Annotated in this window: 9 protein-coding genes; 7 read left to right on the top strand and 2 right to left on the bottom strand. The window is 68.6% G+C overall.

Features of this window, described 5'->3' with window-relative positions:
• Nucleotides 1-53: 53 nt before the first annotated feature.
• A complete protein-coding gene (locus tag A3CU_RS0124790; protein ID WP_027944581.1) occupies nucleotides 54-1,451 on the bottom strand; it encodes a glutamine synthetase family protein in 1,398 nt (465 codons plus the stop codon).
• Nucleotides 1,452-1,674: 223 nt separating this feature from the next.
• On the opposite strand from A3CU_RS0124790, the gene A3CU_RS0124785 reads away from it, so the two are divergent.
• From A3CU_RS0124785 to A3CU_RS46470, 5 genes are all read left to right on the top strand, one after another.
• Nucleotides 1,675-2,919 carry an FAD-dependent oxidoreductase gene (locus A3CU_RS0124785; RefSeq protein ID WP_043842412.1) on the top strand — a complete coding sequence of 415 codons (1,245 nt, stop codon included), beginning with the start codon at nucleotides 1,675-1,677 and terminating at the stop codon, nucleotides 2,917-2,919.
• 161 nt (nucleotides 2,920-3,080) lie between these two features.
• Nucleotides 3,081-3,332 carry a sarcosine oxidase subunit delta gene (locus A3CU_RS0124780; protein WP_027944579.1) on the top strand — a complete coding sequence of 84 codons (252 nt, stop codon included), beginning with the start codon at nucleotides 3,081-3,083 and terminating at the stop codon, nucleotides 3,330-3,332.
• A complete protein-coding gene (locus tag A3CU_RS0124775) occupies nucleotides 3,329-6,847 on the top strand; it encodes a 2Fe-2S iron-sulfur cluster-binding protein (protein WP_027944578.1) in 3,519 nt (1,172 codons plus the stop codon). The genes A3CU_RS0124780 and A3CU_RS0124775 overlap by 4 nt, the downstream gene beginning before the upstream one ends.
• Nucleotides 6,848-6,998: 151 nt before the next feature.
• On the top strand, nucleotides 6,999-8,696 hold the full coding sequence (locus A3CU_RS0124770; RefSeq protein ID WP_027944577.1) for a formate--tetrahydrofolate ligase: 1,698 nt from the start codon (nucleotides 6,999-7,001) through the stop codon (nucleotides 8,694-8,696).
• On the top strand, nucleotides 8,693-9,229 hold the full coding sequence (locus tag A3CU_RS46470; RefSeq protein WP_052372111.1) for a cyclodeaminase/cyclohydrolase family protein: 537 nt from the start codon (nucleotides 8,693-8,695) through the stop codon (nucleotides 9,227-9,229). Before A3CU_RS0124770 ends, A3CU_RS46470 begins: the two co-directional genes overlap by 4 nt.
• A 17-nt stretch (nucleotides 9,230-9,246) precedes the next feature.
• On the opposite strand, the gene A3CU_RS46465 is transcribed toward A3CU_RS46470, so the two are convergent.
• Nucleotides 9,247-10,005 carry an IclR family transcriptional regulator gene (locus A3CU_RS46465; protein WP_052372110.1) on the bottom strand — a complete coding sequence of 253 codons (759 nt, stop codon included), beginning with the start codon at nucleotides 10,003-10,005 and terminating at the stop codon, nucleotides 9,247-9,249.
• Between the two features lie 121 nt (nucleotides 10,006-10,126).
• On the opposite strand from A3CU_RS46465, the gene A3CU_RS0124755 reads away from it, so the two are divergent.
• Nucleotides 10,127-11,461, top strand: coding sequence for an NAD(P)/FAD-dependent oxidoreductase (locus tag A3CU_RS0124755; protein WP_027944576.1), 1,335 nt, complete (start codon nucleotides 10,127-10,129; stop codon nucleotides 11,459-11,461).
• A gap of 233 nt (nucleotides 11,462-11,694) precedes the next feature.
• Entirely contained in the window at nucleotides 11,695-14,028 is a 2,334-nt protein-coding gene (locus tag A3CU_RS0124750) for an ATP-binding protein (protein ID WP_027944575.1), read from the top strand.
• The last annotated feature ends 116 nt before the right edge of the window (nucleotides 14,029-14,144 follow it).

Here is a 14,144-nt window from a genome sequence, read left to right as displayed (position 1 = left end):
GATGCCGGCTATCCCGCACATCGGCCTTCTCCCTCACAGGTTCCGGTACTGGCTCAGGGAAGGACGTCCAGGTACTCCTTGACGTCCCAGTCGGTGACGGCCGCGCAGAAGCGCTCCCATTCGTCCCGCTTGTAGTGCTCGAAGACGGTGAACATCTCGCCCGGCAGCGCGGTGCGCATGACCTCGTCGTCCCGTAGTGCGGCGAGGGCATCGCCGAGGGTCATCGGAATCCTGCGCACCTCCTTCCCCGCGGAGATGGCCTCGTAGATGTTTCGCTCCTCCGGGGGACCGGGGTCGAGGTTGCGCCGGATGCCGTCGCCCATCGCGACCAACAGGCCCGCCATCGACAGGTAGGGGTTGACCGAGGAGTCGACCGACCGGTACTCGAACCGGCCGGGAGCGCTGACGCGCAGCGCCGTGGTGCGGTTCTGGAATCCCCAGTCGGCGAACAGCGGCGCCCAGAAACCGGTGTCCCACAAGCGCCGGTACGAGTTCACCGTCGGCGCGGTGAGGCAGGTGAGGGCGTCGAGATGCGCCAGCACTCCGCCGATCGCGGTGAGCCCCAGCTTGCTCGGCATCCGCGGGTTGTCCCCGTCCGGCAGGAACGCGTTGGTTTCGCCCTCCCACAACGAAATGTTGTGATGGCATCCGTTCGCCGAAACGCCCGTGAACGGCTTCGGCATGAAGCAGGGGAACGCGTTGAACTCCCGGCCGACCTGCTTGCAGATCTGGCGGTAGGTGGTGAGCCGGTCCGCGGTGTGTTCCGCCCGGTCGAACTGCCAGTTCAGCTCCAACTGGCCGGGGGCGTCCTCGTGGTCGCCCTGGATCATGTCCAGACCCATCGCCGTGCCGTAGGAGATCACCCGGTGGATCAGCGGCTGCAGCTCGGAGAACTGGTCGATGTGGTAGCAGTAGGGTTTCGTCTTCCCCTCGACCGAAGGCGTTCCGTCCGGGTTCAGCTTGAGCCACATCATCTCCGGCTCGGTGCCGACACGCAGGTGAAGCCCGGTCTCGCGCTCGAAGTCCTGGTGGATGCGCTTGAGGTTGCCCCGGCAGTCGGACGTCAGGTACGCGGCAGGGTCGACGTCCTCCTCCCTGCCCCGGAACAAGGTGCAGAACACGCGGGCCGTCCGGGGATCCCAGGGCAGGACGCGAAAGGTCTCGACATCGGGCACTCCCACCAGCTCGCGCGCCTCGGGGCCGTAGCCGATGTAGTCGCCGTGCCGGTCGATGAACAGGTTCGCGGTCGCACCGTAGACGAGCTGGAAGCCGTCGTGGGCGAACCGTTCCCAGTGGGCGGCGGGAACGCCCTTGCCCATGATCCGGCCGGTCACCGACACGAACTGGAGATAGATGTAGCTGACGCCGCGCTCGTCGATCTCCCGGCGCACCTCGGCGATGCGGTCATCGCGGCCGGGTTGGGCGAGGAAGGTGTCAAGGTCGGACTGCATGTGCCGCCTCCTACTCCGGCGTCTTTGCCGGTGGAGTTCTGCTAGACCAGTTGTCCACATGGGGTAGACAACGTATCTCTCTGCGATACAAGTACCGCCCACCATGCCATGCACCGGGCCAAAGCTCAATGCCGATCCTTCGGCTTGTTTCCTAATAGTGGACTTTGTTTATAGATCATCCTAGTGTGGAGGGCACCGAGACAGCCTCTGGAAGGGCAACGTCATGCGCTACTCAGCGTTCAGCCTGATCCGCCGCGGCCTCACCGGCTCGGACTGGCCGCGAGTGTGGCGGGCACATCCCCTGGCCGGCAGCTACGACGTGGTGATCATCGGCGGTGGCGTGCACGGGCTCGCGACCGCCTACTACCTCGCGCGCAACCACGGAATCCGCAACGTCGCGGTACTGGACAAGGGGTACCTCGGCGGCGGTGGCTCCGGGCGCAACACCGCGATCCTGCGTTCGAACTACCTGACCCCGGAGGGTGTCCGCTTCTACGACCGGTCGCTCCAGCTGTACCGGCACCTGGCCGCGGACCTGAACTTCAACGTGATGTTCTCCCGGCGTGGCCACCTGACCCTCGCCCACAACGACAGCTCGTTGCGCACGATGCGCTGGCGCGCCGAGGTGAACAAGCTCCAGGGCGTCGACTCGGACGTCATCGATCCGGACGAGATCAAGAAACTGGTGCCCTACCTCGACACCTCCCCGGGCACGCGGTATCCCATTCTCGGGGCCCTGTACCACCCGCCGGGTGGCATCATCCGGCATGACGCGGTCGTATGGGGATACGCCCGCGCGGCCGACGCGTTGGGTGTGCACCTGCACCAGAACACCGAGGTCGTCGGCATCGAAACCAAGGGGGACCGGGTCCTCGCCGTGCGGACGAACCGCGGTCGCATCGCGACCCCCGTGGTGGTCAACTGCACGGCCGGCTGGTCGACCCTGATCTCCGACATGGTCGGCGTCGGCATGCCGGTCACCACGTCACCGCTGCAGGCCGCCGTCACCGAGCCGGTGCGCCTGTTCCTCGACACCGTGATCGTCTCCGGGACCCTGCACGTCTACGTCAGTCAGACCGATCGCGGCGAGCTCGTGTTCGGCGCGAGCGTGGACCCGTTCACCTCCTACTCCATGCGCGGCTCGCTCGAGTTCGCCGAGGGCCTCGCCGGGCACGTGCTCGAACTCATGCCGGCCCTGTCGAAGATGCGGCTGTTGCGGCAGTGGGCCGGGCTGTGCGACATGACCCCGGATTACTCGCCGATCATGGGTCCCACCCCGGTCGAGGGGTTCTATGTGGACGTCGGCTGGGGCACCTACGGCTTCAAGGCGGGCCCCGTCTCCGGCGAGGCGATGGCCGACTGCGTCGCCCACGAGCGTCCCGGAGAGATCATCGCCTCGTTCGGACTGGACCGGTTCGCCTCGGGCCGGCTCGTCGGCGAGAAGGGCGCCGCGGCGGTCGGGCACTAATGAGACAGACCGCAACATAACGCGAGATTGGCACCTGATGATGGACAGCAACGGTGCACGGGGGCGGGGAGGCAGGCCGCCCCCGTAGCGGACCGGCAGTCGACGACGTATGTCACGGCCTGGCTACCCGCACACGTTCCTGAAAAAGAAGGATTTTCTTGATGATGCAGATTCCGTGCCCGTGGTGCGGTCCCCGCAATGCCACGGAGTTCCGCCACCAGGGAGAGGCCAGGACGCGCCCCGACGTCGCGTCGGCGAGCGCCGAGGAGTGGCGACAGTACCTCTACTTCCGCGTGAACCGGTGCGGCTGGGTCGACGAGAACTGGTACCACACCGCCGGATGCCGGCGGTACTTCCCGTTGCGCCGCAACACGTTGACCAACGAGATCGCGCCGGCGGGAGGCGAGCGATGAAGGGCGCCATGCGGTTGGACGCGCAGCGCGGCGAGGTCATCGACCGCACCCACGCCCTGAGCTTCTCCTGGAACGGACGGAGGTTTCCCGCGTTCGACGGAGACACGATCATCTCGGCGCTGGCCGCCGCCGGTGAGCGGGTGTTCTCCCGCAGCTTCAAATACCACCGCGTCCGCGGTCTGCTCACCGCCGGCTTCCACGATCCCGGCTGCATGGTGCAGGTCGGCGACGAGCCCAACGTGCGCGGCGCACACCGGCTCGTCGAGCAGGACATGCACGTGCGCTCGCAGGACACCTGGCCGTCGCTGCGCTTCGACGTCAAGGCGGTCAACCGGTTCGTGGGCCGGTCCCTGTCTCCCGGGTTCTACTACAAGACCTTCATGAAGCCGGAATTCCTTTGGCCCGCCTACGAAAAGGTACTCGGCCGGTTCGTGCACGCGGGCGAGATCTCCCCGGGTACTCCGCCCGGTTACCACGACAAGCGGTACGCCCACCCGGATGTGCTCGTCGCGGGCGGCGGTCCGGCGGGCATGGCAGCGGCGGTGGCCGCGGCCCGCGCGGGCGCGCGGGTGCTGCTGGTGGAGGAGGAGCACCAGCTCGGCGGGCACCTGCGGTGGACAGGCCCGGACGTGCTCGCCGAGCTGACCGAGAAGGTGCGCGCGACCGAGGGCATCGAGGTACTCACCAATTCCGTCGTACTCGGCCGCTACGACGAGAACTGGCTCGCCGTCGTGCAACGGCCGCGGAGTGGCTGTCTGGAACGGCTGATCAAGGCCAGGGCACGCACACTGATCGTCGCCGGCGGGCTGGTGGAGCGCCCGTACGTCTTCGCCGGAAACGACCTGCCCGGCGTCATGCTGTCCACCGCGGCGCGCAGGCTGATCAACCTCTACGCCGTCAAGCCCGGCAACCGCGCGGTCGTGCTCACCGCCAACGCCTCCGGCGACGCCGCGATCGGCGACCTGGAACGAGCCGGGGTCGAGATCGCCGAGGTCGTCGACGCCCGGCGGGGCGAGGACATCGTCCTCCGGGCCCGCGGCAGGCGCGGCGTGCGCTCGGTCGAACTCGCCGGCGGTCGCACGATCGAAGCCGATCTCCTGGTCACCGCCACCGGCTGGACCGCACCGATGTCATTGCTCACCATGGCGGGCGACATCCCGGTGTACTCGCCCACCGCGGCCCGCTTCCTCCCCGGCGGAAAGGCGAGCGACACCGTGTTCGCGGTCGGCGGCCTGGCCGGCGACGGGACCCTGGAAGAACTCACCGACCATGCCCGGGCCGTGGGCGCGGAGGCCGCCAGGCGGGCGCTGTGGCAGCGCTACACGCACCTCGGCGCCGTCCCGACCCGCAACGGGGCGAAGCTCGCCGAACCACCGACCGGCCGGGAGTCACTGCCGGAGTTGCCGGTGCACGACCACCCCGAACTGTTCCGCGGGCTGACCCACGGCTTCGTCGACTTCTCCGAGGACGTGTCGTCGAAGGATCTGCACCAGGCGGTGCGCGAAGGCTACGACTCCGCCGAGCTGGCCAAGCGGTACACCACCGCGACCATGGGCCCCCTGCAAGGGAAACTGGAAACGATCAACGCGATCGCGGCGGTCGCCGAGGCGAGTGGCCGCACGATCGCCGAGACCGGCACCACCACCTGGCGGCCGATGTACGTCCCGGTCACGCTCGGCGCGCTCGCCGGCCGGATCTTCGAGCCGGTGCGCCACTCCCCCATGCAACCGTGGCACGAGCGCAACAACGCCAAGCCCCTCGTCGCGGGCCAGTGGATCCGCCCCGATCACTACGGCGACCCGGCCGGGGAGGTCCGCGCGGTCCGGGAACGCGTCGGGATCATCGATGTCACCCCGATCGGCAAGCTGGACCTGCGCGGGCCGGACGTACCGAAGCTGTTGAACCTGCTCTATGTCAACAAGTGGGCCAAGCTCGGCGTCGGGAAGGTTCGTTACGGCGTGATGTGCGCCGAGGACGGCGTCGTGTTCGACGACGGTGTGACCGGGCGTCTTGGTGAGGACCATTACCTGATGAGCACCACGTCATCGGGTGCGGCGGCGGTATGGGAATGGGTCGAGAACTGGCTGCAAACCGAGCGTCCGGACTGGCGCGTGCACGTCACGCCGGTCACCACGGCCTACGCCAGCATCAACGTGGCCGGCCCGCGATCACGCGAACTCGTGGGCAGGCTCACCGAGGACATCGACCTCTCCCCCGAGGCGTTCGGCTACATGCAGGTGCGTACCGGCCGTATCGCGGGCGTCGACGACTGCGTGCTGTGGCGGATCGGGTTCACCGGCGAGCTTTCCTACGAGTTGCACGTGCCCGCCGCCTACGGGCTGCACGTGTGGGAAACGCTGCTGCAACACGGCGAAGACCTCGGGGTGCAGCCGTTCGGCGTCGAGGCGCAACGAATCCTGCGCCTGGAGAAGGGCCATCTGATCGTCGGGCAGGACACCGATGGGCTGACCAAGGCCTACAGCGCCGGGCTGGACTGGGCGATCAAGCTCGACAAGGACGACTTCGCCGGCAAGCCGGAACTGGTCTGGCAACACCAAAGCGGCGCGGACACCCGCCTCGTCGGCTTGCAGCCGGTTGATGGCACGATCGTCCCGCCCGAGGCGAGCCAGATCACCGAACGTGATGGCACCATCCGCGGGCGCATCACGTCAAGCCGGATGTCGCCGACGCTGGGCCGGGCCATCTGCCTCGGCCAACTCGACGCTCCCCTGGCCACGGCCGGTACCACGGTCACCGTCCGGCTGCCCGATGGCCGCGACATCGCCGCGCGGGTGACCGAGCATCTGGCGCACGTCGATCCAGAGGGGAAGCGCCAGGACGTCCCCGTCTGCACGCCGGCGCACCGTCCACATGCGACGCCCGTCGCGCGCAGCCCGATCGCGATCGGTGCCGGTGAGCGCACCACGATCGCCGACTGGGAGGTCGAGCCCCGGCACAGCAACGCGGCATTGACCCTTGCCGATCAGACGCCGCTCGCCAAGGTCTGCGTCAGGGCGGCCGAAAGCGGGCCGCTGGCCACCGCGCTCGGCACGAGGTTCGGCCGGGCGGTTGCCGGCAGCGCGGGCACCGTCGTCGTCGGGTCGGGGCCGGGCGAATGGCTCGTGCTCGGCGGGCCGGGCAGCCAGGACAAGCTGGTGTCGAGCCTGCGCGGGCTCGTCCAGGAGACCGGCGAGTTCGCCTCGGTCATCGACCTCACGCACGGCCGTGCGCTGATGCGGCTGGCCGGTGCGCGTTCGGCGGAGGCGCTGGCCAAGGTGTGCGCGATCGATCTCGCGGACGACTTCACCCCCGACGGGGCGGCGCTGCGCACCTCGGTGGCGAAACTCGTGACCGACGTGATCCGTCTCGACCGTGACGGGATACCGAGCTATCTGCTTCACTGCGAACGCTCGTCCGGGCAGTACCTGTTCGACGCCTTGCTCGACGCGGGCGCCGAGTTTGGTATAGACCTTGACGCAGGGTTGTCCAAAACGCGAGATGGGCGAGCTTGGTGACACAGCACAACACTGCACGTGGGCGGGGAGGCAGGCCGCCGGCGTGGCCAACCGGCAGCCGGCGAGGAGAAGTCACGGCCTGTCTACCCGAACACGTTCTGAATGACACCGTAGCGCTACCTCAACAGCGTGGTAGAGGAGATGACGTTTCATGGCGTTCCCCAGTGATCTCGAAATCGCCCGCGGCGCGGCGCTCAAGCCGATCGAGGACATCGCGTCGGAGATGGGCCTGCCCAACCACCTGCTGGAGCCCTACGGCCGCGACGTGATGAAGGTCAACCTGGACGCCATCGAGGAGCTCGCCGAGGCGCCGAAGGCCAAGTACGTGGTGGTCAGCGCGATCACGCCGACCCCGCTCGGGGAGGGCAAGACCACCACGACGGTCGGGCTCGGCCAGGGCTTCAAGCACATCGGGAAGCGCGCCACCGTGGCCATCCGGCAGCCGTCGATGGGGCCGACGTTCGGCATCAAGGGCGGCGCCGCGGGTGGCGGCTACAGCCAGGTGGTACCGATGGAACTGCTGAACCTGCACCTGACCGGCGACATGCATGCGGTCACCGCCGCGCACAACCTGCTGGCGGCCATTATCGACAACCATCTCTTTCAGGGCAACGAGCGCGGGCTGGATCCCCACAACATCACCTGGCGGCGCGTGCTGGACGTCAACGACCGGGCACTGCGCAACATCGTCGTCGGTCTGGGCGGGCGCGGTGACGGTGTCCCACGGCAGACCGGCTTCGACATCACGGCGGCGTCCGAGGTGATGGCCGCGCTGGCGCTCACCACCTCGCTGGAAGATCTGCGGGCCCGGCTGGGCCGGATCGTGGTCGGCTACGGCAAGGACGGCAGTCCGGTGACCGCGAGCGAGCTGAACGCCGCCGGATCGATGGCCGTGCTGCTGCGTGAGGCGATCAAGCCGAACCTGTTGCAGACGCTGGAAAACACCCCGGTGCTCGTGCACGCCGGGCCGTTCGGCAACATCGCGACCGGGAACTCGTCCGTCGTGGCCGACCGCATCGGCGTGCACGCGGGCGACTTCCTCATCACGGAGGCCGGGTTCGGCGCGGACATGGGCGCCGAGCGGTTCTTCAACATCAAGTGCCGGAACTCGGGGCTCAGCCCGGACGCGGCGGTCGTCGTGGCGACCGTGCGCGCGCTCAAGGCACATTCCGGCAAGTACCGCATTGTCGCGGGAAAGCCGCTCCCGCCGGAGCTGCTTCAGGAGAACCCCGACGACGTCGCCGCGGGCGCCGCGAACCTGCGCAAGCAGGTCGAGAACATCCGGCTGCACGGCGTCTCCCCCGTGGTCGCCGTCAACGCGTTCCCCGACGACTTCGCTTCGGAGCACGACGCGATCAAGCAGATCGCGGCGGAGCTGGGAGCCAGGGTCGCGGTGTGCACCAACTTCGCCGAGGGTGGCCGGGGCGCCGCGGAACTCGCCGAGGCCGTCGCGGAAGCGGCGGAGGAACCGACGAACTTCCGGTTCCTGTATCCAGATGAGGCGTCGCTGCGCGAGAAGATCGAGACGGTCGCGACCAAGGTGTACGGCGCCGGGAACGTGCAGTACTCGCCGCAGGCCGCACAACAGTTGGACACCTACGAGCGGGCCGGATTCGGCCGGCTTCCCGTGTGCATCGCCAAGACGCACCTGTCGATCTCCTCCGACCCGAAGCTCAAGGGTGCGCCGACCGGTTGGACCCTGCCGGTGCGGGAGGTCCGCGCGTCGGTCGGCGCCGGGTTCGTCTATCCGATCTGCGGCGACATGCGCACGATGCCCGGCCTGGGCACGAGTCCCGCCGCGTTCCGCATCGACCTCGACGAGCACGGCGAAGTGGTCGGGCTGTCGTGAGCGAGGGAGTGCCGGAGCTGACGGTCCGCGACTTTGCCGGCGCCGTCGCGGCACGGACCGCGGCGCCGGGAGGCGGCGCGGTCGCGGCGGTGACCGCCGGTACGTCGGCGGCACTCGTCGCGATGGCGGCGAGGTTCGCCGATAGCGATCTCGCCGAGCTGGCCGGTCGTGCGGACAGCCTTCGCCACGAGGCGCTCGCGCTCGCTGACGCCGATATCGAGGCGTACCAGGCTGTGCTCGATGCCTACCGGCGGAAAGACGAGCGGGACATCACCACCGCGCTCGGCAGGGCCACCGACGTGCCGTTGCGGATTGCCGGTATCGGCTCCGAAGTCGCCACGCTTGCGGCGCGGCTGGTCGCCGGGGGAAACCCGAATTTGATCGGCGACGCGCGCGTAGCCGCGACACTGGCGAAGGGCGCGGCCATCGCGGCGGCCGCGCTGGTGCGGATCAATGTGGCCGCGGGAGGTCTTGACCCCCAGCTGACCGAACGCGCCGACGCCTATGTCGAGCGCTGCGGAGAACCACCGTGACAAGGTGGTGCCCGGCTTCAGCCCGCCTGAAGCACGGACTCGATGAGCGCCGCCCGCTCGATCAGCAAGTCAGCCGCCCGGCGCATCGGCTTCGCGGTGAACCGGGCCGCCGGCCCCTGGAGCCCGATGATCGCCGCCAGCTGCCCCGAATCCAGGACCGGAGCGGCGATCCCGTTGAGTTCGCGCTCCCGTTCACCGGCCGCGCCGGCCCAGCCCCGGCGGCGCACCTGGTCGAGTTCGCGCGCCAGCTCGGCCGGGTCGGTGACGGTCCGGTCCGTGAACGCGGTGAGCTCGGCCTCGGGGAGGCTGCCGCCCCAGGCCAGAAACACCTTCCCGACCGCCGTGGCGTGCGCGACGCTGTTCCGGCCGATCGCCGCGACACTGCGCACGGACGCCTCGCTCTGCACGAAGTCGATGGTCAGCACTTCGTGCCGCCCCGGTAGCGACAGGGTCGCTGTCTCACCGGTGAGCTCGCTGAGCTCGACCAGGTACGGCCGTGCGACGTCCCGGATATCGAGGTTTTGCCGTACCGCGCGGGCGAGTTGCAGGATCCGGATGCCCAGCCGGTACCGCCCGGTCGACGGAACGTGGTGTGCCAGACCGCCGTCGACGAGGGTGGCCAGCAGCCGCGACACGCTGCTGACATTGATGCCGGTGCGGCGGGCGATCTCGTTCGTACCGAGCTCACCACCCGCTTCACCCAGCACGTCCAAAACCGCGATGGCTCGCTGCACCGCTTCGACCTGCCGGACCGCCGGATTTCCGGTACGAGCCATTGTTTCGCCAACTCCCCGCCGACTACACTCATAACCATAGTGGTAATGGCATTTCCGCCACGGCAATTCTATATCTGATCGTCGAGTCCAGGCAACGCACTACGGCACAGAGGTGACCAGCATGGGCCAGCAGCACGCTCGATTCGTGATCATCGGCGCCGGAATCCACGGACTGTCCACCGCGTGGCACCTCGCCCGGCGCCTGAAGGCCACCGGCAAGGGCTCCGGCAACGACATCGTGGTCGTCGACAAGACCGGCATCGCCGCGGGCGCGTCGGGAGTCGCATGTGGAGTGATCCGCAACAATTATTTCCAGCCGGCCATGCGGGAACTCATGGCACACTCCGTCGCCATCTGGGAAACCGATCCCAGCGCGTTCTCCTACCACCCGGTGGGCTACCTTCAGGTCGCGCCCGAGGCGATGCGCGCCGACGTCGGGCAGATCTACACCGAGCAGCAGGCGATCGGCTACCGCTCCACCATCGTCGACGGCGCCGACGCCTGCCGCGCCTACCTCACCGGCATGTTCTCCGACTGGCAGGCACCCGGGACATCGGTGGTATTGCACGAAAAACAGGGCGGCTACGCCAACAACGTCGCGTCGATGCGGGGACTCGCGGCCAAGGCACTGGCCGAGGGGGTGGACATCCGGACCGGGGTCACCGTCACCGGGCTCACCCTCGATTCGTCCGCGGTGACCGCCGTGCGGACCGACGCGGGCGACATCCGCTGCGAGCACCTGGTCGTCGCGGCCGGCCCGTGGGTCCGGGACATCTGGGCCATGCTGGAGCTACCCGGCCACCTCACGCTCACCGCACCGGACGGCACCACCCGGGAAAACACTCCGATGTGGACGTATTGGGCACTGCAGGAAGGCACGCTCGACGTGGACCCGAACACGTTCACCGACAACCACGGCAACCTGCCGCCCGTCGTGCACATCGACTCCGCCGAGCCGCTCCGTGACGATACGGACGGAAGCCTCGTCACCGACGAGATGTGGGGCATCTACTACAAACCCGACTTCGCCTTCGGCGGCGTGCAGGGCGGGGCGGCACCGCTCCGGCTGGACCGGCCCGCCGGCGAGGTCGCCGTCGACCCTTACGGCCCGGCGAGCCCGGAGTTCACCGTCGGCGAGGACTTCGCTCGCATGTGGACTTCCGCGCTCGCCCACTGTCACAAGCGATTCGAGGGCAAGCGCGACCTCTACCGCAAGGAGCCTTCGGGCGGGATCGGCGCCTTCACACCGGACAGCTTTCCCGTCTTTGACACATTCCGGCAAAACGCCTACGTCATCGCGGACTCCAACCACGGATACAAGATGATCGGCGTCGGCGCGCTCGTCGCGGAGGAGCTGACCGGAAACCCGCAGGCACTGCTGGAACCCTTCCGGTTCAGCCGCTACGCCAGCGGGCAACTGCACCCCACGAGCCACTCCCCCTTCCCCTGGAGCTGACCGTGACGATCACCGAAACCCACACAGTCCGCAACACGGCTGTCACGGTATGCCATCGCCGTACCCGCGTGGTCCGATGAACTAGCACTCTTCCTCGTCGACCGGGTGCTGCCCGCGGCGGGCATCGCCGACGTCCGGGCCGCGCATGCGCTCGTCGGCCTGCCGCCCGGGCGCCCGGCAGTCCACATAGCACTGTTGCCTGCGGGTGTGGCCGTGATTACACTCCCATTCGTATGCCCGCTTCGAAACCACCACACCACGCGGGCAACCTTCCCGCTGAACTCACCAGCTTCGTAGGCCGCCGCCGCGTGGTTGCCGACATCAAACGCCTGTTGTCGGTTTCCCGGCTGGTCACGCTCACCGGAGTGGGCGGGGCGGGAAAGACACGGCTCGCGCTCCGGGTCGCCGCGGAGCTGAAACGCGCCTTCGCCGACGGTGTCTGGTTCGTGCAACTGGCCGCGCTGGAGGACCAGGCCCTGCTCACCCAGACCATCGCGAGCACGCTCGGGCTGCACGACCGCACCACCCGGTGGCCGATCCCCGCCCTGACCGAATACCTCAGCGACAAGCAGTTGCTGCTGATCCTCGACAACTGTGAGCATCTGCGCGACGCCTGCGCGGTGCTCGCCGATGCCGCGTTGCGGGCAGCGCCCAACCTGCGCATACTCGCGACCAGCCGGCAGGCCCTCGGGCTCACCGGTGAGCACCTCTACCAGGTGCCCACGATGTCCATGCCCGAGCCCGACCAGTTGCCGCCGTTGGACGCGATAAGCCAGTACGAGGCGGTCAGCCTGTTCATCGACCGGGCGGTGGCCGTGCAACCGAGGTTCACGGTCACCGAAGCCAACCTCGAGACCCTGATCCGCATCTGCCAGCGGCTCGACGGCCTGCCCCTGGCGATCGAACTCGCCGCCGTGTGGCTTCGCACGCTGTCCCTCGACGAGATCCTCGAAGGGCTCAACAACCGGTATCGCCTGCTGGAGACGACCAACCAGGGCGTCCTGCCCCGGCACCAGACCCTGCCCGCACTGATCGGCTGGAGTTACGACCTGTGCTCGGAGGCCGAACGCACGCTCTGGGCGTGGTTGTCGGTGTTCTCCGGTGGCTTCGACCGGCCCGCGGCCGAGGCCGTCTGCCGCGGCGACCTCGATGCCGACGAAGTGGTCGACCTGCTCGCCGCGCTGGTCGACAAGTCCATCGTGATCGCGGAAGAGCACGAGAGGCAGGTGCGTTACCGGCTCCTGGAGATGATCCGGCAGTACGGCCAGGACCGGCTGCGCGGGCAGTCGTCGGAACATGCGGTCCGGCAGCGTCACCGCGAGTACTACGCGCACATGGTCGAACAGGCGTGGCAGCAGTGGCCCGGCCCCGACCAGCATCGCTGGCTTGCCCGGCTGCGCACCGAGCACGGCAACATCCGGGCCGCCCTCGAATCGTGCCTGGCCGAGTCCGGCCAACTCGACAGGTGCCTGCGGATGGCCGGCGAGTTGTGGTTCTTCTGGGTCGCCACCGGCCTCACCAGCGAGGGGCGGCGTTGGCTCGAACGCGGGCTGGCCCTCGACGGTCCGCCCAGCCACGCCCGTGCGTTCGCGCTCTGGGTGGCCGCGTACTTGTGCGTCTTCCAGCAGGACTTCGCGACCGCCATGCCGATGATCGCCGAATGCCGCCGCGACGCCGAAGAGCTCGACGACGCGCACGCCGCGGCGTGGGCCGTCCAGCTCAGCGGCATGACCGCGTTCAGTGAGGGCGACCTGCCTCAGGCGCGCGCCCATCTCGAGGACTGCCTGAGCATGCATCGCGCCCTCGACAACACGCTCGGCGTCCTCGACGGTTCCTTCTACTTGATCGCGGTCACGGCCCTGCAGTCGAATCTCTGCCGCGCCGCCGCCCTGTGCGACGAGGCGATCGCGATCTGCGACTCCCGCGGCGAGCAATGGCTGAAGTCCTACCTGTTGTGGGACAAGGGACTCGTGGCCTGGCAGCTGGGTGACGGTGAGCAGGCCGCGGAGTCGGGACGCGACGCGTTGCGGCTGGCCCGGCAGTTCAACGAGCAGTGGGTCATCGGCTTCTGCCTGGAGATGCTGGCCTGGACGGCAGGCGCGGCCGGGCAGCATGTGCGCAGCGCTCGCCTGCTGGGGGGCGCGCAGGCCATCTGGCGCCGCGTCGGTGCGCCGTTGTTCGGGATGCGCTCGCTGATCCAGCACCGCGAGCGGTGTCTGGCCGAAGTCCGGAAGGCATTGGGGCGGGCGGGATTCGCCGCGCCGTTCGACAGCGGCGCGAGCATGCCCGTCGACCAGGTCATCGCGTACGCGCTCGATGAACACCAGCCGTCGCCTGAGCAGCAGCCCGCGGAGGGCGAGGCCGGCGGGCCGTTGACGCGACGCGAGATGGAGGTCGCGGAGCTGGTGGCGCTGGGGCTGAGCAACAAGGCCATCGCGGACAAACTCGTCGTCGCGCGGCGGACCGCCGAGGCCCACGTGGAACACATTCTCAGCAAGCTCGGCTTCTCGTCCCGGACCCAGATCGCCGCCTGGGTCGCCGAGCACCGAGGCACGCCGGGGCCCTAGTCAGGGTTTCTGCAGAGGGCGCGCGATCGTGGTTACCTCGCGCGGAAACACACTCTCGCCGTTCAGGACGGTTTAGGTATGGGTGTCGTGGATTGCCCCCATGATCTGTACCGTGA

The organism is Amycolatopsis taiwanensis DSM 45107, assembly GCF_000519205.1.
GTDB lineage: Bacteria > Actinomycetota > Actinomycetes > Mycobacteriales > Pseudonocardiaceae > Amycolatopsis_E > Amycolatopsis_E taiwanensis.
This window is presented reverse-complemented; position numbering and strand designations above follow the sequence as displayed.